Genomic DNA, 25,859 nt, shown 5'->3' on the forward strand with positions numbered 1-25,859 from the left:
ATCGAACTCATGCAGGACATCGAAACCATCACACGCCAACTCGATGCCGCGAAACAACGGCTCGTGCTCGAATGCGGGACACGTAACCTGCCCGCTCGGGCGGGAGTGAAGAGCCCGGTCCGGTTTCTGCAAGAGACACTGCGGCTCTCCCACGGTGATGCCGCCGCACGGGTGCGGAATACCGAACTGCTGTCGACGGTGTCCGAGGGCACGTTCGAGCGGCCGCCGGTGTTGCCGTTGGTCGCCCAAGCGCAGCGGGCCGGAGAGATCTCCCTCAACCACATTCGGGCTATTCACGAGGTGATCAAACAGATCCCCGCCGGCGCGGGCGCGGAAGCCAAAGACTTCGTCGAGCGGAACTTGACCGTGTACGCGCGCCAAGGAGATCCAGCCGGGATCACCACGCTCGGTGTTCGGGTGTTGTTGCACATCGATCCCGATGGGTCCTTGACCGAGCATCGGGATCAGCAGATGCGGCGGGGATTCACGATCGGGCATCCGCGTGCGGATGGGATGGCACCGGTATCAGGGTGGGTGACCCCGCAGTTCCAAGCGGTGGTCACCCCGGTCCTCGAGAAGCTCGCCCGCCCCGGCATGTGCAACCCCGACGATCCCGAAAGCCCCTGGAGCGCTGCCGAACTCGCGATCGATACCGCCACCGACGACCAGGACAGCACCGGAGCCGGTGCACGGGCGAAGCTGCAAGCCGCTGCCACGCGCGATCACCGCACCGCCGCCCAACGCAACCACGACGCGGTGATCGCGCTCCTGCGCCCGGACATGGGACCCACGAAGCTCGGCAACCACCGCGGACTGCCGGTCTCGACCGTGATCACCATGAGCATCAACGACCTCGAACAACGCACCGGCAAAGCGACCACCGCCACCGGCGGCACGCTCTCGATCCGGGACGCGGTCGAGCTCGCTGCCAACGCCACTCCGTACCTGGTCATCATCGACGCCGACGGCCGACCACTGCACTTCGCACGAGGTGAGCGCCTGGCCACCCCGGAACAGCGCCTGGCGCTCACCGCCGTCGAACGCGGGTGCACCCGCCCGGGATGCGACGCCCCAGCCACCCGCTCGGCCGTGCACCACATCAAGGAATGGGCCGATGGCGGCGAAACGGACATCGAGAACCTGACCTTCGCCTGCGATGCTTGCCATGCCCAGGTCAACACCGGCCCGAACGGGTGGAAAACGATAGTGATGCCCGAAGATTCGGAGCATCCGGGCAAAACCGGGTGGATACCACCACCACACATCGATCCCGCTCGCAGACCCCGGGTGAACTTCCGTCATCACCCGCAAGTGCGAGGTCCCTCGGGGATCCCGGGTATCCCGGCGCGGCGACTCTGCTAACACGCAGCCCGCAACCGAAACCCAAAGCCACACCCCAAGAGCCAAGAGCGGCATCGGTGTTCGCTCCAGTGGCCGACGTAGCCGAGACCCGCACGCGCCCTTCGCCTTCCAGCGGGGTTCGGGAGAACAAGCAAGTACAACGAGGCAGTGCTGGTTACTTCGCCTGCCGTACCCCACTTCGGCTCCCCAGTTGAGAGCGCGTTCGCCCTTCCAGCCTGGCTGGATGGCCGTGGGAACCCTCTCGGGACTTACAGACAAAGATCCGTCATCGTTGAATGCTGGTATTGCCTCAGGGCGTGATTGTGTTGAGCGGTAGTCGATTCGAGGCTTGCTCGTACCCCCACAGGTGGTGGATCCCGTTCATCGGCCCGGGAGGGCTGGTACCGCCGTCGAGGCCCCCAACCGGACCCCGCTGGGCCTCCGTTATCCAGGCTGCTCTTCCTGCGGTAGGGCACCCCACCGCAGCCTCACTCCCAAACGTGACAACGCTGGTTCTCGTTATCCAGGCTGCTCTGCCCAGGAAGGGCTGGAACCGCACTCGATCTCCCAACCGGCCCCCGCTGGTTCTCGTCATCCAGTCTGCCCTGCTGCGGAAGGGCTGGAACCGCAGCCCAACTCTCCCAACCGGTCTCGGCTGGTTGTCGTTATCCAGTCGTCTCTCAACGCAACCAACACCCCACGCTCCGATAATCGACGACCAGGCCACGCATCCACGAAGCCCACCCCCACCGACAACAGGAGTTGAGCCGGATACACGAGAGAAAGTGCCGACTCAGGGCGAACTCGCGGAACGATCCGGGGGTGCACCGCAGGTTGCCCCGGGCTCGGGGATACGGGAGCGGCCACTTCCCGCACCGGCTCCAACACCCGGATTCGAATGTAGCGAATACCGAGCAACATCGAGCTAGGCTTCGAAGCCTGACCGATTCTCCCGCTCGTACACGTATTCCGCTCGATGGAATACGACTCCGAGCGGCTAGGGAACTGTATTCGTCAGGGATAGCAACTGGATCGTCAATGCCGGATTCTCCACCCAATGGAGGCGCGCTGTGCCGAACGGTAAACCCAACATCCTGGTCATCTGGGGCGACGACATCGGAATCACCAACCTCAGCTGCTACAGCGACGGCGTGATGGGGTATCGCACGCCGAACATCGACCGACTCGCCAAAGAAGGCATGAAGTTCACCGACGCCTACGGTGAGCAGAGCTGCACCGCCGGGCGGGCAGCGTTCATCAGTGGCCAGAGTGTGTACCGGACCGGCATGAGCAAGGTCGGCGCGCCCGGCGCCGATGTCGGCTGGTCGGCGGACGATCCCACCATCGCCGAGCTGCTCAAACCGCACGGTTACGCGACGGGGCAGTTCGGGAAGAACCATTTCGGCGATCTGAACAAGTATCTGCCGACCGTGCACGGCTTCGACGAGTTCTACGGCAACCTCTACCACCTGAATGCCGAGGAAGAGCCCGAACAGTTCGACTACCCGCACAAGGATCAGTTCCCCAGGCTCTACGATCTGGTCCTGCCCCGCGGGGTGCTGGACTGCAAGGCGCTCGATCACGTCTCGGACGAGCCGGACGACCCCAAGTTCGGCCCGGTCGGCAAGCAGTCCATCATCAACACCGGCCCGCTCACCATCGAGCGGATGAAGGCGATCGACTACGACATCGCCGACCGCACAGTCGATTTCATCAAGCGTAAGCATGGCGACGACGAGCCGTTCTTCGTGTGGTGCAACTTCACCCACATGCACCTGTACACGCACGTCGACGACGACAAGCGCGGGCAGGCCGGCCTGTGGCAGTCGGAGTACCACGACACCATGATCGAGCACGACAAGAACGTCGGCACGGTCCTGAACGTGCTCGACGAACTCGGCATCGCCGATGACACCATCGTGATCTACTCCACCGACAACGGCCCGCACCGCAACAGCTGGCCCGATGGCGGCACCACACCGTTCCGCAGCGAGAAGGACACCAACTGGGAGGGCGCCTTCCGCGTGCCCGAACTCATCCGCTGGCCCGGGCACATCGAGGCCGGCTCGGTGTCCAACGACATCATCCAGCACCACGACTGGCTGCCGACGCTGCTGGCCGCGGCGGGTGACACCACCACGCCGGAGGAGCTGAAAGCCGGAAAGACCATCGGCGACAAGACCTATCGCGTGCACATCGATGGCTTCAACCTGCTGCCGTACCTCACCGGCGAGGTGGAGGCCAGCCCGCGGCGCGGGTTCTTCTACTTCTCCGACGATGGCGATCTGATGGCCATGCGGTTCGAGAACTGGAAGGCGGTGTTCATGGAGCAGCGCTGCCAGGGCACCCTGCGGGTCTGGGCCGAGCCGTTCACGCGATTGCGGGTACCGAAGCTGTTCAACCTGCGCACCGATCCGTTCGAGTACGCGGACATCACGTCGAACACCTATTACGACTGGTTCCTGCACCACGACTATCTCATCTTCTACATGACGGCGATGTCCACGGCGTTTCTCGAGACATTCAAGGAATTCCCGCCGCGGCACGCACCGGCCAGCTTCACCATCGACCAGGCGGTGGAAAAGCTGCACGAATACCTCGCGAAGGACTGAGCTTTGAACGACACCGTCCTCGACGCGTGGCGGGACGCGCCCGCGAAGTCGGCCATCATCGACTTCGTCGGGCGCGTCACCGGCGCGGGCCCTGATCACGTACCGCCCGCGGAACGGGTCGCCGTGTTCGACAACGACGGCACCCTGTGGTGTGAGAAACCCGCGTACGTGCAGCTGGATTTCATCGTGCGAGCCCTGGCCCAGGCCGCGACCGCGGATCCGGGGCTGCTCGATCAGGCGCCGTTCCGGGCCGCACACGACGGCGATCTGGCCTGGTTCGGCACCGCTGTCGAACAGCACTACCGGGGCGACGACACCATGCTGCACGAGTTCGCCGCGGCGGTAATGCATCTCGCTGCCGCCGAGTCGACGGAGGACTACGCGGCGCGGGTCGGCGCGTTCTTCGAGAGCGCTCGCCATCCCACGCTGAATCGGCCGTACCCGGCGTGCGGCTACGCACCGATGGTCCAGCTGCTGCGTTACCTGGAGGCGAATGGCTTCACCTGCTACATCGTGTCCGGTGGCGGTCGCGACTTCATGCGCGCGGTCACCGAGCAGATGTACGCGATTCCGCCGGAGCGGGTGGTCGGCAGCTCGCTGGGGCTGAATTACGACTCGGGCCGGGTGGTCACCACGAACAAGCTCGAGATCTTCGATGACGGCGCCGCGAAGCCGGTTCGGGTGTGGTCCAGGATCGGGCGGCGCCCGATCCTGGCGGCCGGAAACTCGAACGGGGACATCGAGATGCTCGACTACGCGACAACCGGCGACGGCCCCGGGCTGGCGCTGCTGATCGACCACGACGACGCGGATCGGGAATTCGCCTATCCCGCGGGCGCCGAGCGAGCCAAGCAGCTGGCGACGACGACCGATGGCTGGCAGCTCGTGAGCATGGCCGGCGATTGGTCACGGGTGTTCGATGACTGAGGTCGAGATCCACACCGCCGTCGGCGAATTGGTACGGATTCCGGCGCAGAGCCTGCTCCAGGGCGACGCCGGCGATCCGGAGGAGGGCCCGGTCCGGGAGGTCACCGTCGAATCCTTCCGGATTCAGGCGCATCAGGTGACCAACGCCCAGTTCGCCGTGTTCGTCGCCGACACCAGCTACCGCACCGTCGCCGAGCGGGAGCTGGACCCCGCGCACTACCCGGACGCACCGCCGGAGAACCTGCGGCCGGGCTCGATGGTGTTCCAGCGCACCGCGGGTCCGGTGAATCTGCGCGATATGAGTCAGTGGTGGAGGTGGACACCCGGCGCCGCGTGGAATCACCCCCGCGGCCCGCGCTCCAGCCTGCGCGGTCTGGAGTCACACCCGGTAGTGCACATCGCGTACGCGGACGCGGACGCCTACGCCGAATGGGCGGGCCTGCGGTTGCCGACCGAGGAGCAGTGGGAGACGGCCGCCCGCGGTGGCCTGCCGCACGCGCGTTTCACCTGGGGTGACGAACCGGAGCGACCCGGCCAACGGCTCGCCAACTACTGGCACGGCGAGTTCCCGTACCTGCCCGATACGGGGTACGGCCGGACCGCGCCGGTGGGGAGCTTCGCCCCCAATCCCTACGGCCTGTACGACATGGCGGGCAATGTCTGGGAGTGGACCACCGACCTGTACGCGCCGAGCCGCGCCACCCGCTCCTGTTGCGCCGCGGACACTTTCGACCCCCGTCAGCCCGGCTTCCCGATCGAACGCCGAGTCCTCAAGGGCGGGTCCTTCCTCTGCGCCGACAGCTACTGCCTGCGCTACCGCCCCGCCGCACGCCGCCCGCACATGGTGGATACCGGCATGAGCCACATCGGCTTCCGCTGCGTCGCCGACGCCTGAGTCCGGACGGGTGCGAGCGGCAGGCGACCGCTCAGAGCCACCAGCGTTCCAGCACGCGCGCCACACCGTCGTGGTGGTTGGTGGCCGCCGCGACCTCGTCCGCGGCGGACTTGGCCTCGTGGTGGGCGTTCGCCATCGCCACGCCGTGGCCGGCGAGTTTGAGCATCGGCACGTCGTTCGGCATGTCGCCGAAGGCGATCAGGGCCGAGTGCTGGACGCCCAGGCGCTGGGCGACCGTCGCCAGGCCGGTCGCCTTCGTGACGCCGGGGGCCGAGAGCTCGATCAGGCCGTTGTCGGTCGAATAGGTCAGGTCGGCGCGGCCCGACAGGTGGGGCTCGAGGATCGCGCGCATGTCGGCGCTCTGAGCTCCCGCCAGGCGGATCAGCATTTTGATCGCGGGGGCCGCGATCACCTCGGCGCGGGAGACCGCCGTGTCGTCGGGGTTCAGCCAGGCGTGCTCGTACTCGGGGGAGCTGACGAATTGCGGGGTCGCGGCGTCGTGGGCCGAGGAACCCACGCGCTCGGTCGCCAAACCGCAGCCGGGTAGCAGGGATTCGGACAGCTCCGCCAGCCAGGACAGCGTGTCCACGCCCAGCGTCTGGGTGGACAGGATGCGGTCGTTGGCGCTGTCGTAGATGACCGCGCCGTTCGCGCACACGCACAGCGGCGCGTAGCCGAGCCCGTCGATGACCCGGTCGATCCAGCGTGGCGGACGGCCGGTCGCCAGCACGAACGGCACTCCGTCGGCGATCAAGGCATCCACCGCGGCCTTGGTGCGCGGACTCACCTGTTCGTCATCGTCGATGAGCGTGCCGTCGACATCCGTGGCGACCATCTTGGGTTTCGGCAGGTGAGAGAGAGTCACCTCGTCCACTCTATCGGGTGGGCACGGCGTGTTCCTGCGGGTTTACGACGCGCCCGGCGACGTTGCGGGTTCGTGGTCGGACCGATGTGCTTCCGTGCGGTAGCTACAACACTTTTCCGCCACCGGTGTGCGTACCGCACGGTTATCCACAGGTATCCCTATGATCTGGGGCTAAGACTCGACCCGAGAGGGACTGATGGCCGGTTTTCTACTGCGACGTGCGCTGAACTATGTCGTATTGCTGATACTGGCGTCGTTTCTGACCTTCGCACTCGCGTCGTGGACCTTCCGGCCGCTGGACAGCCTGGAACAGCGCAATCCGCGACCCCCGCAGTCGGTGATCGACGCCAAACGCGCGGAGTTGCACCTGGACGACCCCGTCGTGCCCCGCTACATCAACTGGGTCACCGGCGCGGTGCACGGCGACTTCGGCACGACGCTGGCCGGCCAGCCGGTGAGCGAGGAGTTGCCCCGGCGCATCGCGGTGAGTCTGCGCCTGCTGGTCATCGGCGCTGTGCTGGGCACGCTGCTGGGCGTGCTGATCGGCGCGGCGGGCGCGATCCGGCAGTACAAGTTCAGCGATTACTTCACCACGATTCTCTCGCTGCTGATATTGAGCACACCGGTCTTCCTGCTCGCCACGTTGCTGAAATACGGTGCGCTGCAAGTCAATACGATCACCGGCGAGCAGATCTTCCTCTACACCGGTGAGACGTCCGCGACGGCCGTGCACGGGCTGTGGAATCAGATCATCGACCGCCTGCAGCACATGGTCGTCCCGACCATCGGCCTGATTCTCGGTGCGGCGGCGGGCTACAGCCGCTATCAGCGCAATGCCATGCTCGACGTGCTGCAGAGCGATTTCATCCGCACCGCGCGCGCCAAGGGGCTCACCCGGCGCCGGGCACTGTACAAACACGGACTTCGCACCGCGCTGATTCCGATGGCGACGCTGTTCGCCTACAGCTTCGGCGGATTGATCACCGGCGCGACCTTCACCGAGAAGATCTTCGGCTGGCACGGCGTCGGCGAATGGCTGATCCTGTCGATCGACGCCCAGGATCTGTACCCGGTGGTGACGATCACCGCCTTCATCGCTCTGGTCGTGCTGCTGTCGGGTCTGCTGTCCGACATCGTGTACGCCATCCTCGATCCACGGGTGCGTGTGGGATGACCGAAACCGAACTCATCGTGCAGGGCGCACCCGAGCCCGCGGCCGCCGGCCGGCGCAAGCTGGTGCTGCGGCGTTTCCTGCGGAACAAGCCTGCGGTGGTGGCCGGAATCGTGCTGCTGCTGATGCTGATCCTCAGCTTCGCGCTGCCGCCGCTGCTGAAGTACGACTACCAGCAGCTCGACTACACCGCGCTGCTCAAGCCGCCCAGCGCCAAGCATCCCTTCGGCACCAATCAGATCGGCCAGGACGTGCTCGCGCAGACGCTGCGCGGCCTGCAGAAATCGCTGGTGATCGGCTTCAGCGTGGCGTTCATCTCCGTCATTATCGCCGCGCTGGCCGGCGCGGTGGCGGGACTGCTGGGCGGCTGGCCCGATCGCGCGATCATGTGGCTGGTCGATCTGCTGCTCGTGGTGCCCAGCTTCATCATCATCGCGATCTTCGCCCCGCGCACCAAGGGCAGCGGCTCGATCTTCCTGCTGATCATCCTGCTCAGCGTGTTCGGCTGGATGATCAGCGCGCGCATCGTGCGCGGCATGACGCTGAGCCTGAAGGAACGCGAATTCGTCCGGGCCGCACGCTATATGGGCGCGTCGACGTGGACGATCATCACGACCCACATCATCCCGAACATCGCGTCGATCCTGATCATCGACACGACGCTGGCGGTGGGTTCGGCGATCCTGGCCGAAACCGGCCTGAGTTACCTGGGATTCGGCGTGCAGCGACCCGACGTCTCGCTGGGCTCACTCATCGCCGACGGCACGAAGTCCGCGCTCACCTACCCGTGGCTCTTCCTGTTCGCGGGTGGCCTGCTGATCATGGTGGTGCTGTGCGCCAACCTGGTCGGCGACGGCCTGCGGGACGCGTTCGATCCGAGTGCGCAACGTGCTCGCTCGCGCAAGAAGACTCGCGCCCAGAAGAAGGCCCAGGCATGAGGACGGACAAGACGCCCGAGGCGGATTCGCCGCGCAAGAACACCACCGCGCCCCTGCTCGAGGTGTCGGACCTGCGGGTGTCCTTCCCCGGCGAAGAGGGCCGCATCGAGGCGGTGCGCGGCGTCGACTACACGCTGGGCGACGGCGAGGTCCTGGCGATCGTCGGGGAATCCGGCTCCGGAAAATCGGTGTCCTCGCTGGCGGTCATGGGACTGCTGCCCGAGCAGGCGCGCGTGCAGGGTTCGATCCGCCTGCGCGGGCGTGAATTGCTCGGCCTCGGCGACAAACAGCTGTCGGAGCTGCGCGGCAGCAAGATCTCGATGGTCTTCCAGGATCCGCTCTCGGCTCTGACGCCGGTCTATCGCGTCGGCGAGCAGATCGCGGAAGCCCTGCTGGCACACGGCAAATTCGGCAAAGCCGAAGCCGCCGAGAAGGCGATCGAGCTGCTGCGCCTGGTCGGCATCCCCGATCCGGAGACGCGGGCGCGCGCGTTCCCGCACGAGTTCTCCGGCGGTATGCGCCAGCGCGTGGTGATCGCCATGGCCATCGCCAACGATCCCGAACTCATCATCTGCGACGAGCCGACCACGGCCCTGGACGTGACCGTGCAGGCGCAGATCCTGAATCTGCTGCGCAAGGCGCGCGACATCACCGGCGCGGGCGTCATCATGATCACCCACGACATGGGCATCGCCGCCACGCTCGCCGATCGGGTCGCGGTCATGTACGCCGGTCGCATCGTCGAAACCGCGCCGGTGGCAGAGCTTTTCAGTACTCCCCGGATGCCCTACACGGTGGGTCTGCTCGGTTCGATCCCGCGGATCGACGGCCCCCCGCGCACACCGCTGATTCCGATCGTGGGCTCGCCGCCGGCCATGCACGCGCTGCCGCCGGGGTGCAGCTTCGCCCCGCGCTGCCCGGTCTCCATCGACGAATGCCTGGTCGCCGAACCCCCGCTGCGGGACACCGCGCCGGGCCACCGGGCGGCCTGCATCCGCACGGCGGAGGTCGACAGCGCCGCGCTGTTCACCGCGTACCGGCACGAGATCTCCGCGCCCGAACAGGTCACCGAGACCGATTCCCACGTGGTGCTGCGCGTCTCGGAACTGCGCAAGACCTTCCCCATCACCTCGGGTGTCATCTTCCGCCGCCGCAAGGGCGAGGTGCACGCCGTCGACGGCATCGATTTCGAGCTCCGGGCCGGGCGGACGCTGGCGCTGGTCGGCGAATCCGGCTCCGGGAAGTCCACGACGCTGACCCAGATCATGGATCTGGTCCGGCCCGAGAGCGGCGGCATCGAGATCCTCGGTCACGATGTGGCGCAACTGGATCGGACTCAGCGGCGCGATATCCGCCGCCGGATGCAGATCGTCTTCCAGGATCCGTCCGCGTCCCTGGATCCGCGCCTGCCGATCTCCGACGCCATCGCCGAGCCGCTGCGGATCGACGGCCGATCCCGGGCCGAGATCCGGCAACGCGTGCCCGAACTGATGAAACAGGTGGGACTGCGACCCGAACAGGCCGATCGCTATCCGGCCGACTTCTCCGGCGGGCAGAAGCAGCGCATCAACATCGCGCGCGCCCTGGCCCTGGAACCCGAGATCCTGGTCCTGGACGAACCGGTGTCGTCGCTGGACGTCTCCATTCAGGCCGGTGTTCTGAATCTGCTGCGGGACTTGCAGATCGAGCGCGGGCTCTCGTACCTGTTCGTCTCGCACGATCTGTCGGTGGTGCGCAATCTCGCGCACGACATCGCCGTCATGTACCAGGGGAAGATCGTGGAATACGGTCCGGCCGAGCAGATCTTCGATTCACCACGGCACGAGTACACTCGCGCCCTCATCGACGCCGTGCCCGTGCCGGTCGTCGCCCGATAGGAGTTGTCCGGTGAGGATTCGTTCGCTCGCACCACGTTTGGCGATATCGCTGCTGGCGGTGGGAGTGCTCCTGTCCGGCTGTTCGAACACCGAGGAGGAGGCGCCGCAGGGCGCGGCGGCCGAACTCGGCACCTCCAGCGACATCAACCCGCACGATGTGAGCGACCTGCGCGACGGCGGCAATCTGCGACTGGCGCTGTCCGCGCTGCCGCAGAACTGGAACACCCTGCACACGGACGCCGACGGTGAGGCGGGCGGACTGGCGCGGCCGATGATGCCGCGGGCGTTCACCACCGACTCCGCCGGGAACCTCACGGTCAATCCCGACTACTTCACGAGTGTCGAACTGACGAAGGCGGATCCGCAGCAGGTCACCTACACGATCAACCCCAAGGCCGTCTGGTCCGACGGCTCGCCCATCACCTGGGAGGACATCCGCTCCCAGGCGCAGGCCATGAGCGGGGCCGACGAGGCGTATCTGATCAAGATGACCTTCGGGTTCGATCGCGTGGCGACGGTCGAACGCGGGGTGGACGACCGTCAGGCCGTGATCACCTTCAAAGAGCACTACGCCGATTGGAAGGGCCAATTCGCCGGGGAGGCGTCGCTTTACCCGAAATCGGTCACCGGAACCGCGGAGGCCTTCAACAAGAGCCTGGTCGACGAGATCAAGCTGACCGCGGGGCCGTTCACCCTGAAGTCGGTGGACCGCGCGCAGAACCGAGTCGTGCTGGGCCGCAACCCGCTGTGGTGGGGCGCGACGCCGAAGCTGGACACCATCACCTTCAGCGTGCTGGACAGCGCGGCCCTGATCCCCGCGCTGCAGAACAACGAGATCGACGCGGTCGGCATCGGTTCCCGCGACGACATGAAGACCGCGCGCGGCACGGCGGGCATCGCCATCCGGCGTGCGGCGGGCAGCAGCTGGACCCATGTCACCTTCAACGGCGCGCCGGGTTCGATCCTCGCGGATCCCGGTCTGCGCGTTGCGCTTTCCCAGGCGATCGACCGGCAGGGCATCGCGACGGCCATTCAGAACGGCCTGGTCGAGAACCCGAAGCCGCTCAACAATCACGTGTTCGTGGCGGGGCAGACCGGCTATCGGGACAACAGCCTGGCCTTCGATCCCGCGGCCGCGGCGGCGGCGCTCGATCGGCTCGGGTGGAAGCTCAACGGCGATACGCGCGAGAAGGACGGCCGCAAACTCGTCATCCGCGATGTCATGTACAACGACGACACCTGGATTCAGATCGCCCAGATCATCCAGCAGAACTTCGCCGCCGTCGGCGTGAAACTCGACATCGTGACCAAGCCCGGCAAGGGCTACTTCACCGACGTCATCAAGCCCGGTGACTTCGACATCGCGCACTGGGCCTGGTCCAGCGACGTCTTCGTGCTGAAGAACCTGCCGCAGGTCTATCGCCTCGACGGGGGCAGCATCGAGGGGAACTACGGGCGGATCGGCAGCCCGGAGATCAACGATCTGATCGATCAGGCGCTGTCCGAACTGGATCCGGCCAAGGCCATCGAGCTCGCGAATCGAATCGACCGGAAGGTGTTCGAGCTGGGCCACTCGCTGCCGCTGACGCAGTCGGCCGGCAACGTCGCGGTCCGCGCGAATCTGGCGAACTACGGTGCACCCGGTCTCGCGTCCTACGACTACACGAAGATCGGGTTCTTGAAGTAACCCAGCCAACTCCGAGGAAAGGGGCGACCGATGAGGAAGCGCTCGATTGGGATGCGACTCGCTGTCCCACTGGTCGCAGTGGCCATGCTGGCCGCAGGGTGCGGTGGTGACGAGGGCGGCGCGCCGCAGGGCGCGACCGCGGCCATCGGCACCACGAACGACATCAACCCGCACGATGTCGCCGATCTGCGCGACGGGGGGAACCTGCGGCTCGCGATGTCCGCGCTGCCGCAGAACTGGAACGCGCTGCACAACGACGGCAACGACGCGGAAACCGCCGGGGTGCTCCGGCCGATCATGCCGCGCTCGTTCAAGACCGATGCCGCCGGCAATCTGACGGTCAACACCGACTTCTTCACCAGCGCCGAGCTGACGAAGACGGATCCGCAGCAGGTCACCTACACGATCAACCCCAAGGCCGTCTGGTCCGACGGCTCGCCCATCACCTGGGAGGACATCCGCTCCCAGGGCGAGGCGCTGAGCGGGAAGAACAAGGAATACCTGCTCGCCATCAACAACGGCTTCGACCGGGTCGAGAAGATCGAGCGCGGCGTCGACGATCGCCAGGCGATCATCACGTTCAACCGGCACTACGCCGACTGGCGGGGCCAGTTCGCGGGCAACTCGTTCCTGTTCCCCAAGTCGGTGACCGCCAACCCCGAGGCGTTCAACAAGAGCCTGGTGGACGGTATCCAGCTCACCTCCGGACCGTTCAAGCTGCGGTCCGTCGACCGCGCGCAGAACCGGATCGTGCTCGAGCGCAATCCGCTGTGGTGGGGTGACACACCCAAGCTCGACACCATCACCTACAGCGTGCTGGACAGCGCGGCCACGATTCCCGCGCTGCAGAACAACGAGATCGACGCGGTCGGGCTCGGCTCGCGCGACGATCTCAAGACCGCGCAGGGCACCGCCGGCGTCGTGGTGCGGCGCGCGCCGGGTAACCAGTGGTCGCACATGACCTTCAACGGGGCGCCCGGATCGATCCTGTCCGATCCGAAGCTGCGGGTCGCCATCATCAAGGCGATCGACCGGCAGGGCATCGCCACCGCCATTCAGAACGGCCTGGTGGAAGACCCGAAGCCGCTGAACAACCACATCTTCCTGCAGGGTCAGGCCGGCTACCAGGACAACGCGCAGGCCTTCGATCCCGCCGCCGCCGCCAAGGAACTCGACGATCTGGGCTGGAAGCTGGTCGGCGACGTCCGCGAGAAGGACGGGCGCAAGCTCGAGATCCGCGACGTCATGTACACCGCCGACACCTGGGTGCAGATCGCACAGATCATGCAGCAGAACCTCGCACAGGTCGGCATCAAGCTCACCATCGACACCAAGCCGGGCAAGGGCTACTTCACCGACTTCATCCAGCCGGGTGATTTCGACGTGGCGTACTGGAGCTGGGTCGGCGACCCGTTCCCGCTCGGCAGCCTCAACCAGATCTACGGCTACAACCCGAATGATCTGCAGGGCAACTACGGTCGCATCGGTTCGCCCGAACTCAACGCGCTCATCGAGCAGACCGTGTCCGAGCTCGACCCGGCCCGCGCGATCGAACTGGCGAACCAGATCGATCAGCAGGTCTTCGCCGAAGGGCATTCGATCCCGCTCGTGCAGTCGGCCGGAAACGTCGCCGTGCGAGCGAATCTCGCCAACTACGGCGCGGCGGGCCTGGCCACCTACGACTACACCAAGATCGGTTTTCTGAAGTGAGTCACCGGATGGGCCACCCCCTGGCCTATCCGGTGATCGTGACGATCGGCGCCCTCGCGATATGCCTCGCGTGGGCGCCGTTCGGCGATTCGGAGCAGGTGGCGATGCTGGGGGCGGTGGGGGTCTGCGTGCTGGGGTACAGCGTGTTTCGGCTCGGTATGGCGTGGGGGTATGTGCCCGCCGGGGTGCCGGCGTTCGAGGCGGACGCGGTCGTGCGGCGGGTGCGGCAGCAGCATCGGCTGGTCAGCCGGTCGTGGCTGGAGATCAGCGGGGACGGGCGAACCCGGTGGCTGCCCGTGTATTTCGATCCGGCGTTGATGACGCTGACCTCGGCGCGCGGCGAGATCTCGGGCCGGGCAATCGAAGTCGAGGGCGAGCGGGTGTACCCGGCCGGGCGGGTGCGGGATTCCGAGCCCATCGGCAGGCTCATCGACAATCCCACCCGGCCCGCGGCCGACGCCGCTGAACTCGCCACCCGCGCCGCCGGTTCCGGGCGCAGGCTGCTGCTGGACGCGCAGTCGGCGATCGCCGCTCCGTTCGCGGCGCTGCTGTGGATATACATCGCCGGTGGCTCCGCCCTCACCTTCGCGGCCGCGACCGTGGTGGCCGCCGTGCTCGCGACCTGGCTGGCCGCCATTCGAGGCTCCGACCCCAGCTGACGCGGTCGCGCCGAGCCGGTACGGCCCCGGGTGAGCGGCAACGACGAAACGCGGCTCCGGTTCGGCTCTTCCCCAGCCGAACCGGAGCCGCGACTCCGTTCCCCGCCCCGTCCACGATCCTCCCCGGGATCGCGAACCTCCGCCCCAACTGTTCCGTGGTCCCCCGGCCACAGCCCCCCGATTTCCTGCCATCCGCACCCCTGCTTGCGATTCCCCTGTTCCCGATCGATCCACAATCCTCCCCAGGTTGATGGACCTTCTCCTCGCGTGGTGCCGTAGTCCCCCCGAACCACGGCACCGGACTCCCCGCCCCTTCGCGAGCCCCTGCCCGCTATCTCCCTGTCCCCCAGCCGATCAGCGGGCTTCCCAGCCGGCGATCGTCATGGTCCCCTCCACACCGCGGCTCCCCCGAGACCACAGTTCCTTTGCTCCCCTGACTTCCGCAGTCCTCCCGGCCTGCGCTCCTATCCCCGGTCTGCGCACCCCCCGGTCTCGCAGACCTGCTCCCAGTTCCCCTGTCCCCCAAGTCCCCCCGGCCCGTGGCTCCCCCGAACCACGAACCCCTGTTCCGCCGGCGCACCTCCCCCAAGGTGCTCCCCCCGTCGGCTTCGGCAGCGCACACGACCCCGGTTCGTCTCCTCCCCGAACCGACCCGGGGTCGCGGCGCCTTCCCCGCCCCGTCGGCGCTCCTCCTTCGCCAACGCCATCGGGTGGCGCCGGGTCCGGCTCGGCTCCTCCCCGAAGCGAACCGGCACCGCACACCATCCCGTCCCTGTCCCCCCGCCGTCCTTCCCCCCGAAGGTGCGACGCAAGCTGCTCCCCCCGCCGAAAGCAGCTGTCGTCCCGGTCGGTGTCACCCGGCCGGTCCGGCAGTCCCGGTCTCTCAACCGGACAAGAATGATTCTGCGGGGTGGGTGTTAACGAAACCTTGTGGATTTCTTATTGCGGGACAAGGCGCTGGTCAACGGAGTTCGGCGCTGATGATGTAGTAGCTGTCGCCGGCCTGTGCCAGCTGGATGACCCGCCACTCGGTGGTCACCTCGCCACCGTTGGTGGTGAGGGTCAGGCGGTAGGTGACCCGCTGGGTGGCGGGGTCGGCGGTCAGGGAGTCCGTGGTGACGCGGGAGATGGTGTCCCAGAACGACCTGTAGGCGTCGTAGCCGCCGATGCGGCGCTGGTAGTCGGGCGACAGGCGGTCGTAGGCGGCGCGGGTGTTCGCGGGCAGCGCGGCGTAGTGATCGCGCACGAAATCGGTCATCACGGTGGTCAGGGGGGCGAGCGTACGCGTGGTCGAGGGCGCGGCGGTCGTCGAAGGCTGCGCGGTTGTCGAAGGCTGCACGGCCGTCGAAGGATTCGCGGACAGCGGCGTATTCGAGGACGCGGAGGGCGCGGCGGCGGTGTCGCCGGACGTGGAATCCCGGGTGGCGAGCACGCCGTAGACGACGGTGAAGCCCAGCGCCACCACGAGCACCGAGGCCATGGCCCAGACCAGGCGAGGATCGAGCCAGCGGTTACGGGTCGGTTCCGGCGGCGGCGGAGGCGGCGGATGGCTCGCCGAATTGACCTGGGTGGGCGCCATATTCGCGTAGGCGCGGATGTCGGAGGCGACGGTGGTGGGCTGGGGAGTCGCCGGTGTCACCGGGGGCGCGAACCGGGGCGCGGCGGGCGCGCTGTCGACCGAGATCTCGCGGGCGGCGGCCGCCAGCGCGCCCGCCGTGCGGCTGCGCTGCTCGGGATCCTTGGCCATGCCCCAGGCGATGACCGCGTCGAAGTCGCTCGGGACGCCGGCGTCGGTGACCGACGGCCGGGGCGGGGGTTCGGTCAGGTGGGCGGCGATCTGCCGCTCGGCGCTCGGGCCGGGGAACGGCTTCGCGCCGGTCAGGCATTCGTAGAGGACGCAGGCCAGCGAATAGACGTCCGAGCGCGCGTCGTACACGCCCTTCGAAAAACGTTCGGGGGCCATGTAGGCCAGGGTGCCGACGGTCGCGCCGGTGGTGGTCAGACTGGTTTCGTCACTGCCCCTGGCGATTCCGAAATCGATCAGATAGGCGAAATCGTCGGGGGTCACCAGGATGTTGGAGGGCTTCACATCCCGGTGCACCAGATTCACCGCGTGCGCGGCGTCCAGGGCCGCGGCGATCTGGGCGACGATCGACACCGCCCGGGCCGGCGACAACGCGCCCGAACGGTCGAGCAGATGCGCCAGATCGACGCCCTCGACACTGCGCATGTCCAGGTAGAGCCTGCCGTCGATCTCGCCGTAGTCGTGAATCGGCACCACGTGCGGCTCGCTCAGCCGTGCCGCGGCCTGCGCCTCCCGGCGGAAACGAGCGCGGTACTTCTCGTCGTGGGCGTAGCCGGGCGGCAGCACCTTCAGCGCGACCATCCGATCGGTTCCGGTGTCGTACGCCCGGTAGACCTGACCCATCCCGCCCTCACCGAGCAGTTCGAGCAGGCGATACCGGCCGAACGGAGTGCCTTGCACGTCTCCCTCATTCCCCGCGACAGTCGCCTGTGCAGCCTACTGATCCCCCGGGCCGGCTGTCGCCCCACCAATTCCCCCTGGGCACAGGCACATCCGAGTCCGGACGCCCGAACCGGACGGTCCGCTCACGACGAAGGGTGGCGCACCGGGATCACCGGCGCGCCACCCTCTCCAAGCGGTGATCAGGCTGCGAATCGGCTGATCACCAGCCGATTCCGGTCATTCGGACCGGCGGGACGCCTTCGCCTCGGCCTCGGCCTGCTCGATGGCGTTGGCCTCCTCGAGGGTCGGCGCGCCGCCGCCCAGGCGGGCGGGCACCCAGAACGCGCCGGGCTCGTGCACGTAGTCCCGCTGCAGGTCCAGCAGCATGGCCTGCAGGGCGGCGTGCACCTTGTCGGTCAGCTCCTGCGCGGGCTCGAACGGCGCGATCGGCGTGCCGACCTCGATGGCGATCGGAGTATTGGTGCGGCCCAGCCGCTTCGGATGCCCCTTGGTCCACACGCGCTGCGCGCCCCAGATCGCGACCGGGATGATCGGGACATTCGCCTCGATGGCCATGCGCGCGGCGCCGGACTTGAATTCCTTCAGCTCGAAGCTGCGGCTGATCGTGGCCTCGGGGTACACGCCGACCAGCTCGCCCTTGCGCAGGCGGTTCACCGCCTCGCGATACGAGTCCGACCCCGCGGACCGATCCACCGGAATATGCTTGAGCGCGCGCATGATCGGGCCGCCGACGGGATTGTCGAAGACCTCCTTCTTCGCCATGAAGCGGATGTAGCGCTTGTTCGTGCGCGCGGGCAGGCCCGCGTACGTGAAATCGAGGTAGCCGGTGTGGTTGATGGCGATGACCGCGCCACCCTCCGCCGGGATGTTGGTGTCGCCTTTGACGGAGAACTTCAGGCCCTGCAGCGCGAAGACGGTGCGGGCCAGCCCGATGATCGGGAAGTAGACGGGTTCCACAGTTCCACTAGCGTAGTCGCTGCTCGCGCGGCGACCAGTGATCCGGGCAACACCCGCCCGGCGGGAGTGCGCAAAAACCCTTCGCGACAGTAGGAAAGCCGCACACGCCAAAATATCGGCGCCGCTCCCGGGCGGGCGATACACGGCCGCGGGGCACGGACAGAAAGGTTCGCAGGGGTGAACGAACGCACCGCGACGCGGGATACCGGCCGCGATCGGACACTCGGCGGAACGGTCCGCGTCGTGACCGCGCTGGCCGCGAGCTGCCTGCTGCTCACCGGCTGCGATGCGGCCGTGGGGATCCCCGGCGACGAGACCACCGCCGCACCGCGACCGAGCGGCACCGCGACCACGCCGGGGCCAGCCGCGGTTCCCGAACCGGGATCGCCCGTCGCCGCCGGTGCGGCCGTCGCCCGCTGGGCCGCGGACCTGCGCGGCCGCGGCACGGCGGGACTCGCGGCCGACTGCTGGGCGATGGCGCCGGACCGGATCGAGTCCGAATACGCCGAGCCCGGGCCGATCCTGGAGGCCCTGACCCGGGATCCCGTGGACCACGGCGACACCACGCGCTGGACGAGCGCGACGGTGACGCTGGTGGTCACCGACGCGGACACCGTCGACGGCTACGCCTGCCCGTACGTGTTCCCCGCCGGCGCGGCGGTCGAATTCACCGCGGCCGACGCCATCCACACCGTCCGGCGCTATCTCGCGCGAATGATCGGCGATCCCGTACATACCGGCGACGTCGAGAATGCTTATCCGCTGGTCTGTTCCACCGATACCGCGACCTGGGATCCGTACGGCACCGGCAGGCCCGGCATCGCGCCCATGGCGGCCGCCGCGAGCAAACTCCCAGGCATCAAGAAGTTCGCGGACCGGTCGATTCGAGCGGAATGGCCGCGTGACGGCTATCTCACCGTCACCGCGGGCGTCACCAGCACCGCGGGTGTGGCGAAAAAACAGACATTCACCCTGAAGTCCGGCAACCAGGGTTACTGCATCGGCGACGTCTCGGGGTAGCCAGTACTCTGGGTGGCTGGTAACGGTCAGGGAGGCAGAGAGCTCGTGCAGATCACCAGCGTCGGACACGCCGGATTCCACATCCGTACCGCAGCCGGAACCATCCTGTGCGACCCCTGGGTCAACCCGGCGTACTTCGCATCATGGGTGCCGTTCCCGGACAACACCCAACTGGATTGGGACGAGCTCGGCAACTGCGACTTCCTCTACGTCTCGCATCTGCACCGCGATCACTTCGACGCGCAGCACCTGCTGGACAAGGTGAACAAGGACGCGGTCGTGCTGCTGCCGGACTACCCGGTGCCGGACCTGCGGCGCGAACTCGAGCAGCTCGGGTTCCACACCTTCTTCGAGACCGAGGACTCGGTCAAACACACCGTCACCGGGCGCGACGGCAACGAGATCGACATCATGATCATCGCCCTGCGCGCGCCCGCCGACGGGCCCATCGGCGACTCCGGCATCATCGTCTCCGACCGCGAGACCGTGTGCTTCAACATGAACGACGCGCGACCGGTCGACATGGACGTGCTGCACGACGCGTTCGGGCACATCGACATTCACCTGCTGCAGTACTCCGGGGCCATCTGGTACCCGATGGTGTACGACATCCCCGCCAAGACCAAGTCCAACTTCGGCAAGCAGAAGCGCCAGCGCGGCATGGACCGGGCACGCTCCTACATCGAACAGGTCGGGGCCACCTGGGTGGTGCCCTCGGCCGGGCCGCCGGTCTTCCTGGACGACGAACTGCGCTACCTCAACGACGACCGGGGCGACGAGGGCAACATCTTCCCCGATCAGATCGTCTTCCTCGAGCAGATGCGCATCCACGGCAACGAGGGCGGGATCCTGATGATCCCGGGGTCGGTCGCCGACGTGCACGGCAAGGAACTCACGCTCACCCACGCGGTCGATCCCGACTCGGTGTACGGCGACAAGGCCGCGTACATCGAGGACATGGCGCAGCGGTTCGCGCCCGTGCTCGCGGCCGAGAAGGCAACCTGGGCAAGCGAATCCGAGGGGCCACTGCTGCCGCAGCTGAAGGCGCTGTTCGAGCCGATCATGGCGCAGAGCGATCTCATCTGCGACGGCATCGGGTACCCGGTGGCGCTGGTCATGGGCGACGAGACCGTGGTGCTGGACTTCCCGCAGCGAATCGTGCGCCCGGTGATCGAGGGAGAAGGCAAGCAGCGCTACGGCTTCCGCATCGATCCGACACTCGTGCGCACCGTGCTGCGGGACAACGAACCCGACTGGGTGAACACCATCTTCCTGTCCACGCGCTTCACCACCTGGCGCATCGGCGGATACAACGAATTCCTCTACACCTTCTTCAAATGCCTGACCGACGAACGCATCGCGTACGCCGACGGCTGGTTCTCCGAAGCACACGACGACTCGGCCTCGACAGAACTCGACGGCTGGGAAATCCAGCGGCGCTGCCCGCATTTGAAGGCGGACCTGTCCAAATTCGGTGTCATCGAGGGCAATACGCTCACCTGCAATCTGCACGGGTGGTCGTGGGATCTCGAATCGGGCCGCTGCAAGACCTCCAAGGGGCATGAACTGCGGTCGAAGAAACTGGAAGCGCCGACCGCGAGCTGACACGACTTCCGGCCGGGGCCACGGCGCCGGCCGGATCGGAGCGAGGTCAGGACGAGCCGCGGGCGGCCACCGCCACCGCGGCGAAGGTGAGTGCACAGCCGAGCACCACCAGCGGCGAGATGCCCGCGCCCGTCGGCGCGACCACGTCCAGCAGCAGGGACATCGACAGCTGGCCGGCCACCGCGGTGAGGCCGAGCAGCAGCACCCCGATCCAGCGCACCACCGCCGCCGCCAGCGCGATGAAGACCACGCCGATAACACCGCCGAGATACAGCCACGGCTCGGGCGGAAACCGTTCGGGCCATCCGGTCCTCGCGACGACCACCGCTTCCACCAGGACCAGCCCGACGGTGCCCGTCACGAAGTTCGCCAGCGTCGCCGACTGCGGTCCACCCACCGCGCCCACCCGTCCGTTCACCGCCTGCTGCCACGCCACCCCGATCCCCGCCACCAGTGGCAACACGATCAACAGCAGCTGCGCGCCGCCTCGAAACGCTTCCGGCACAGCCGATCCCACCCCGGTCGCGCCGTGCCGGCCGATCACCGACAAACCCACCGCCACCAGCGCCAGCGCCGCGCCCACCCCGCGCACCCACGTGACCGGCGTGCGTCCTTTCGGCCCCACCCCGACCCGATCCACCACCAGGCTGCTCACCAGTTGGCCCGCCACCACGGCCACCGTGAACGCGGTGACCCCCAGCGCCGCCACCGTGAGCCCCTGGCACGCGACGAAGAACGCGCCGCACAACCCGCCGAGCAACTGCCACCACCGCAGCTCACCGCCCCGCAACGCCACCCGCACCCGTGCCAATCCCGACCGCGATGTCCGGCTCACCGCGAAAACCGCCAGCACCAGCAGCAGCCCCGTCCCGAAACTGATGACGGCCGCCGCGATTCCGTCGTGCAACCGCTCCCCCAGCACCCCGTTGATCCGGGCCTGCCCCGCCGCACCCGCGCCGATGCACACCCCGAAACCCAGACCGATCCGTCGCATCGTCACGGTTCGATTCTTCGCCACCGGGCTCGATGTACACTATTGAGACAACTTTGGGCGTGTTTATGTACAGGAGGGCGTGATGTCGCTTACTCATATCGACATCGATGACGAAGCCCTCGAAACAGCCAAGAAGCTCGGCGGACACCGGACAAAGACCGCCGCCGTTGCCGCCGCCTTGACCGAGTACAACGAACGACGCGCGCGTGCCGCCGCATACGACCACTACTTCGAGCTAGCCAAGAGCTGGGACCTGGAAGGTGCCGAGGCCGCTCATCGCGCGGAGAAGGAGCAGCATCGGCGGTGATCGGGTATCTGCTCGATTCCTCGGCGCTCTGGCGCATCCTGCGCGATCCCAAGATTCACGAGCTGTGGCGCGATGCCGCCGTGGACGGCGACCTTCGCTCCTGCTATCCGATGCGCTCCGAGTTTCTTCGGTCCGCCCGGAATCTGAAGGAGCACAGCCAGCTCTGCGCGATGTTCGACGCGTCCTACCGAGATGTCGCCGTGCCGAAATCCGCCGAGCTCTGGATCGCCGGATTGCAATGGCGGGCCGCGGAACACGGTAACCATCAATGCCTGTCGGTGGTCGACCTGCAGATCTGCGCGACCGCGGCGTATCACAACCTGATCGTTCTGCACGACGATGCCGACTACGTGACCGCGGCTCGGCTGGCCACGGATCTTCGCCAGCGCAACGTTCACGATGGGCCGCCGGGCGCCGATGAAACGTGAGATCTCGGAAGCCACCGGGTGGCGAGAAGCGCGGTGGCAAGGAGGGGGATGCCGAGTAGGGCCACTGCCGTCGAGATCGAGAGCAGGGTTGCGGCCGAGCCCGCGAAGACGAAGACCGCCAGGGCGAAGACTTCGGTGGCCACGCCGGAGACCGAGGTGACCGTCGCCCGGGCGGGGCCCTCGATCGCGTCCTGGAGGCGGGCCGAGGCGATCACGTCGGCGTTGTAGTTCAGGCCGTAGGCGACGCCTATCAGGGTGAAGCCCACGCCGGTCAGCAGGTGTACGGAGGCGGGGTGGGTGGCGGCCAGGCCCGAGAGCAGGGCCCCTGCGATGAACAGGACGCCGCCCGCGGTGAGGGTCCAGGCCATCGTTCGCGGGCGCATCGACTCGGTGCGGCCGCTGAGGAACGCGCCGGCCAGGGCGCCGGCCACCGTCACGCCGACCAGGAGCGAGGCCACCGCCGGGGAGACGCCCGCCTCGTCGGCCATCAGGGCGAAGTACTCGTCGTAGGCGGTGATGCCGTTCAGCAGGGCCGCGAGCAGGACGCCGCGGCGAATCACGCGGACGCGCAACGCCTCTCGGACACCCGTGCGGAGCATGTGCAGGTAGCGGGACAGGCTCGCGGACTCGGGGACGAAGGCGGGAGCCTCGACGGTGCGGACGCGCGGATACTCGAATTCCCCAGGGCGCGAATCCTCTTCGTCGGCGTCCTCCAAATCCTCGACCTCCCCGGCCGATACGGCCTTCGGGGCGCTCGGCATCGCCATCGCGGCGAGAATGTGCAGGGCCGCCACGACGACGCTGGACCAGCCGACCAGGGGGTAGCCGCCCCAGGTGTAGAGGGGCGCGGCGGCGAGAATCGCCGCGAGGGCGGCGGATTCGGCGGCGGCGCGGGTGTAGCCCAGGATCCGGGCGTAGGCGGGGGTGGCGGCGCGGGCGGCCAGGTCGTCGTAGAGGAGAGCCTCGAACGTGCCCGAGCTCAACGCGCCGGAGGTGCCCCACAGGACGAACCCCGCGGCGAAGCCGAGATAGGACGGGAACAGGGTCCAGACGGCGAAACCGGCGGCCAGCAGCACCGCCGACAGGATCAGCAGGGCCCGGCGCGAGACCGTGTCGGCCCAGGCGCCGGAGGGCACCTCGAGCACGAAGGAGGTCACCGACCAGATCGCGAGCAGCGAGGAGATCTGCGCGACGCTCAGACCGTGATCGGCGAAGATCAGGGCATAGACCGCGTAGAGCGGGATCAGATCCTTGGTGAGCGCGAACAGCACCGAACGCGCGGTGAGACCGCGCACCGAATCGGCGCGAGCGTCACCGCGAAGCAGGCTGGAGAATCAACAGGCGTACACGAGCATGCGCATACCGCCAGCTTCACTCGCGACCGAGGCCACCGTCAAGGGGATTGTCGATCGGAATCCAGCCGGTGGTGTCGACCTCGCCCTCGGTGCGGGCCGCGCCCACCAGGCCGGGACGCTCGTTCAGGTCGCTGATCAGCTCGGACACCGGATGCGAATCGCCGTAGTGATAACCCTGCGCCAGGGCGAAACCGAGTTCGGTCAGCACCGCCGCCTGATATTCGGTTTCCACTCCCTCCGCGATGACCTGCAGATCCAGCGACTTACTCAACGCGGCGATCACGCCCAGCAACGGCGGCGCCGGGGAATCGGAACGGATCGCGGCCACGAAGGACTGATCCACCTTCAGAATGTCGCTCGGCAGATTCGCCAACCGGCTCAACGACGAATAGCCGGTGCCGAAATCATCGATGGCGATGCGAACGCCACGCTCACGGAGTTTGTGCAGATTCGCCACGGCCGTCTCGGATTCGGCGGCGATATCGCTCTCGGTCACCTCGAGCACCAGCTGATCCGCGGACCAGCCGGTATCGGCGAGAATCCCCGAAACCCGGTCGGCGTAATCGGATTCGGCCAGTTCCAGGCCGCTCACATTCACATTCAGGGTCAGATCGAGTTGTTCGAAGGTCTCCTGTAGTCGAGCGGCGTCGGCGCACGCGCGGCGCAGCACCAGCTCGTCCAGATCGGAGATGAGGTCGTATTCCTCGGCGACGCGAATCAGGCCCTCGGTCGTGACCTCCGGCTGCGCGTGCGAGGACCAGCGCAACTGCGCCTCCACGCCGACCGCGCGGGTATCGCCGTCCGACAGCGAGACGATCGGCTGATACTGCACGTCCAGGGTGCCGCGATCGATCGCCTCCCGCAGCTCCACCGCCAGCGGCAGCTGCCGCGAAGACTCCAGCACCGTGCGATTGCGGCCCGCCTGCTTGGCCCGGTACAGACCCACATCCGCCCGGCTGACCAACAGCGAACCGGACTCGCCCGGCTGCCACGAGGTGACACCCGCCGAACAACCCGTCGTCACCGCCGCGCGCAACTGCTCGGTCAGCAGAATCGCGGCCTGCTCGGTCGAATTCGGCAGCAGCAGCGCGAAAGCGTCACCGCCGTAACGGGCCAGGCGCTGCTCGGGGGTGAGCAATTTCGCCCAGGTGTCGGCGACGCGCTGCAGCACCGCGTCACCGGCGCGATGGCCGAGATGATCGTTGATCTTCTGGAAGCGATCCAGGTCGACCAGCACCAGCGACAGACTCTGATCGGCGCGCTGCGCGTGCGCGATCGCATTGGCCAGCGCGCGATCGAAACCGCGGCGATTCAGCAGACCCGTCAGCACATCGATATCGGCGTCCGAGGCCATGCGCGTGAGAATGCCGACGACAATGCCGACCCCGACGGTGATACCCGCCGGAATCAAACCCGACCACCACGGCAGGCCACGCGAAGGCACCACCCACAGACAGCACACCACCGCGAACAGCACATGCGCGCCCAGCCATTTGTAGGCGAAGAAGATGGCCGCGTCACACGCCACGAACACATAGAACGCGGCCAGGCTGATCGCGCCCACCGTATTCGGAAACCAGTGCACCGCAACGGTCACCAGCACCGTCGCCATCGCGACATAGACGTGGTGCACCGAATGAGGCATCCGCGGGCCCCAAATCAGCAGGCTCACGCCGAGCAGCAACGCCACCAGCGCCGCAGCGCCCACCAGCGGTCGATTACCCTCATCGCCCGGTGCCACGGCGGTGATCACCAGACCCAGAACTCCACCCATGACGTAGAACGCCCCGGTGGTCCGCGCCATGACCATTGCCGTTGCCAGCGCCGAAGCCGCCCGCACCCGCGTTCGGGTATCGCCGCGAGACCCGATTCCTCGCACGGAGCCCAGCCTAAACGGTGTCTTGATTTTTGCCTCCGCTCTGTATCTTTTTGCCTCCGCTTCGCTCCGGCGGGTTCGCGGCCCCCTATGCCCGGTTCTTCCCTCCCTCCGCTCCTCCGCTTCGCTCCCCCGCTCCACTCAGTC

Annotated in this window: 20 protein-coding genes; 14 read left to right on the top strand and 6 right to left on the bottom strand. The window is 67.3% G+C overall.

The genetic code is table 11. The annotated features are described in order from the left end of the window. The 4 genes from ABZ319_RS33400 to ABZ319_RS33415 all read left to right on the top strand — a co-directional run. Window positions 1–1,362: DUF222 domain-containing protein (locus ABZ319_RS33400; RefSeq protein ID WP_354990542.1), on the top strand; the 1,362-nt coding region annotated here is incomplete at its 5' end. Window positions 1,363–2,411: 1,049 nt separating this feature from the next. After that, on the top strand, window positions 2,412–3,953 hold the full coding sequence (locus tag ABZ319_RS33405) for an arylsulfatase (RefSeq protein WP_354990543.1): 1,542 nt from the start codon (window positions 2,412–2,414) through the stop codon (window positions 3,951–3,953). A gap of 3 nt (window positions 3,954–3,956) precedes the next feature. Then, window positions 3,957–4,880, top strand: a complete 924-nt coding sequence (locus ABZ319_RS33410) for an HAD family hydrolase (protein WP_354990544.1) — start codon at window positions 3,957–3,959, stop codon at window positions 4,878–4,880. Next, a complete protein-coding gene (locus tag ABZ319_RS33415) occupies window positions 4,873–5,775 on the top strand; it encodes a formylglycine-generating enzyme family protein (RefSeq protein WP_354990545.1) in 903 nt (300 codons plus the stop codon). The genes ABZ319_RS33410 and ABZ319_RS33415 overlap by 8 nt, the downstream gene beginning before the upstream one ends. A gap of 31 nt (window positions 5,776–5,806) precedes the next feature. Here ABZ319_RS33415 and ABZ319_RS33420 read toward each other — a convergent pair whose 3' ends face one another. Beyond that, window positions 5,807–6,610, bottom strand: coding sequence for an HAD family hydrolase (locus tag ABZ319_RS33420; RefSeq protein WP_354990560.1), 804 nt, complete (start codon window positions 6,608–6,610; stop codon window positions 5,807–5,809). Window positions 6,611–6,836: 226 nt separating this feature from the next. Between ABZ319_RS33420 and ABZ319_RS33425 the strand changes: the two genes are divergently transcribed. The 6 genes from ABZ319_RS33425 to ABZ319_RS33450 are packed head-to-tail and all read left to right on the top strand — an operon-like array spanning window position 6,837 to window position 14,682. Then, entirely contained in the window at window positions 6,837–7,814 is a 978-nt protein-coding gene (locus tag ABZ319_RS33425) for an ABC transporter permease (protein ID WP_354990546.1), read from the top strand. Continuing rightward, window positions 7,811–8,749, top strand: coding sequence for an ABC transporter permease (locus ABZ319_RS33430; protein ID WP_354990547.1), 939 nt, complete (start codon window positions 7,811–7,813; stop codon window positions 8,747–8,749). The genes ABZ319_RS33425 and ABZ319_RS33430 overlap by 4 nt, the downstream gene beginning before the upstream one ends. Next, window positions 8,746–10,626, top strand: coding sequence for an ABC transporter ATP-binding protein (locus ABZ319_RS33435; RefSeq protein ID WP_354990548.1), 1,881 nt, complete (start codon window positions 8,746–8,748; stop codon window positions 10,624–10,626). The genes ABZ319_RS33430 and ABZ319_RS33435 overlap by 4 nt, the downstream gene beginning before the upstream one ends. A gap of 10 nt (window positions 10,627–10,636) precedes the next feature. Next, window positions 10,637–12,313: an ABC transporter family substrate-binding protein gene (locus ABZ319_RS33440; RefSeq protein WP_354990549.1), complete on the top strand. Its 1,677-nt coding sequence runs from the start codon at window positions 10,637–10,639 to the stop codon at window positions 12,311–12,313. Between the two features lie 30 nt (window positions 12,314–12,343). Beyond that, window positions 12,344–14,023 (top strand): ABC transporter family substrate-binding protein, encoded by a 1,680-nt coding sequence (locus ABZ319_RS33445; protein WP_354990550.1) that lies wholly within the window; start codon window positions 12,344–12,346, stop codon window positions 14,021–14,023. An 8-nt stretch (window positions 14,024–14,031) separates the two neighbouring features. Continuing rightward, the gene (locus ABZ319_RS33450) at window positions 14,032–14,682 is read left to right on the top strand and encodes a hypothetical protein (RefSeq protein WP_354990551.1); all 651 of its coding nucleotides are present in this window, start codon (window positions 14,032–14,034) and stop codon (window positions 14,680–14,682) included. Between the two features lie 961 nt (window positions 14,683–15,643). Here the strand turns inward: ABZ319_RS33450 and ABZ319_RS33455 are convergent. Both ABZ319_RS33455 and ABZ319_RS33460 read right to left on the bottom strand, forming a co-directional pair. Continuing rightward, the gene (locus tag ABZ319_RS33455) at window positions 15,644–17,167 is read right to left on the bottom strand and encodes a protein kinase (protein ID WP_354990552.1); all 1,524 of its coding nucleotides are present in this window, start codon (window positions 17,165–17,167) and stop codon (window positions 15,644–15,646) included. 219 nt (window positions 17,168–17,386) lie between these two features. After that, window positions 17,387–18,127 carry a lysophospholipid acyltransferase family protein gene (locus ABZ319_RS33460; RefSeq protein ID WP_354990553.1) on the bottom strand — a complete coding sequence of 247 codons (741 nt, stop codon included), beginning with the start codon at window positions 18,125–18,127 and terminating at the stop codon, window positions 17,387–17,389. 177 nt (window positions 18,128–18,304) lie between these two features. On the opposite strand from ABZ319_RS33460, the gene ABZ319_RS33465 reads away from it, so the two are divergent. Together ABZ319_RS33465 and ABZ319_RS33470 are read left to right on the top strand one after the other, a co-directional pair. Then, a complete protein-coding gene (locus ABZ319_RS33465; protein ID WP_354990554.1) occupies window positions 18,305–19,147 on the top strand; it encodes a hypothetical protein in 843 nt (280 codons plus the stop codon). 45 nt (window positions 19,148–19,192) lie between these two features. Then, entirely contained in the window at window positions 19,193–20,752 is a 1,560-nt protein-coding gene (locus ABZ319_RS33470) for a Rieske 2Fe-2S domain-containing protein (protein ID WP_354990555.1), read from the top strand. 46 nt (window positions 20,753–20,798) lie between these two features. Here the strand turns inward: ABZ319_RS33470 and ABZ319_RS33475 are convergent, their stop codons facing one another. Further along, entirely contained in the window at window positions 20,799–21,746 is a 948-nt protein-coding gene (locus tag ABZ319_RS33475) for a DMT family transporter (RefSeq protein ID WP_354990561.1), read from the bottom strand. 82 nt (window positions 21,747–21,828) lie between these two features. Between ABZ319_RS33475 and ABZ319_RS33480 the strand changes: the two genes are divergently transcribed. Further along, window positions 21,829–22,053 carry a type II toxin-antitoxin system VapB family antitoxin gene (locus tag ABZ319_RS33480; protein ID WP_354990556.1) on the top strand — a complete coding sequence of 75 codons (225 nt, stop codon included), beginning with the start codon at window positions 21,829–21,831 and terminating at the stop codon, window positions 22,051–22,053. After that, entirely contained in the window at window positions 22,050–22,481 is a 432-nt protein-coding gene (locus ABZ319_RS33485) for a PIN domain-containing protein (RefSeq protein ID WP_354990557.1), read from the top strand. The genes ABZ319_RS33480 and ABZ319_RS33485 overlap by 4 nt, the downstream gene beginning before the upstream one ends. On the opposite strand, the gene ABZ319_RS33490 is transcribed toward ABZ319_RS33485, so the two are convergent. Next, entirely contained in the window at window positions 22,448–23,776 is a 1,329-nt protein-coding gene (locus ABZ319_RS33490) for an MFS transporter (protein WP_354990558.1), read from the bottom strand. The genes ABZ319_RS33485 and ABZ319_RS33490 overlap by 34 nt on opposite strands. A gap of 76 nt (window positions 23,777–23,852) precedes the next feature. Then, window positions 23,853–25,676 carry an EAL domain-containing protein gene (locus ABZ319_RS33495; protein ID WP_354990559.1) on the bottom strand — a complete coding sequence of 608 codons (1,824 nt, stop codon included), beginning with the start codon at window positions 25,674–25,676 and terminating at the stop codon, window positions 23,853–23,855. Window positions 25,677–25,859: the final 183 nt, after the last annotated feature.

Source organism: Nocardia sp. NPDC005978 (assembly GCF_040614455.1).
In the GTDB taxonomy this organism is placed as follows: domain Bacteria; phylum Actinomycetota; class Actinomycetes; order Mycobacteriales; family Mycobacteriaceae; genus Nocardia.

Bases quoted from the DNA above. Each gene is read 5' to 3' on its own strand.
- ABZ319_RS33415 (WP_354990545.1), top strand. From the start codon at position 4,873: ATGACTGAGGTCGAGATCCACACCGCCGTCGGCGAATTGGTACGGATT.
- ABZ319_RS33420 (WP_354990560.1), bottom strand. From the start codon at position 6,610: ATGGTCGCCACGGATGTCGACGGCACGCTCATCGACGATGACGAACAG.
- ABZ319_RS33425 (WP_354990546.1), top strand. From the start codon at position 6,837: ATGGCCGGTTTTCTACTGCGACGTGCGCTGAACTATGTCGTATTGCTG.
- ABZ319_RS33430 (WP_354990547.1), top strand. From the start codon at position 7,811: ATGACCGAAACCGAACTCATCGTGCAGGGCGCACCCGAGCCCGCGGCC.
- ABZ319_RS33435 (WP_354990548.1), top strand. From the start codon at position 8,746: ATGAGGACGGACAAGACGCCCGAGGCGGATTCGCCGCGCAAGAACACC.
- ABZ319_RS33445 (WP_354990550.1), top strand. From the start codon at position 12,344: ATGAGGAAGCGCTCGATTGGGATGCGACTCGCTGTCCCACTGGTCGCA.
- ABZ319_RS33450 (WP_354990551.1), top strand. From the start codon at position 14,032: ATGGGCCACCCCCTGGCCTATCCGGTGATCGTGACGATCGGCGCCCTC.
- ABZ319_RS33475 (WP_354990561.1), bottom strand. From the start codon at position 21,746: ATGCGACGGATCGGTCTGGGTTTCGGGGTGTGCATCGGCGCGGGTGCG.
- ABZ319_RS33480 (WP_354990556.1), top strand. From the start codon at position 21,829: ATGTCGCTTACTCATATCGACATCGATGACGAAGCCCTCGAAACAGCC.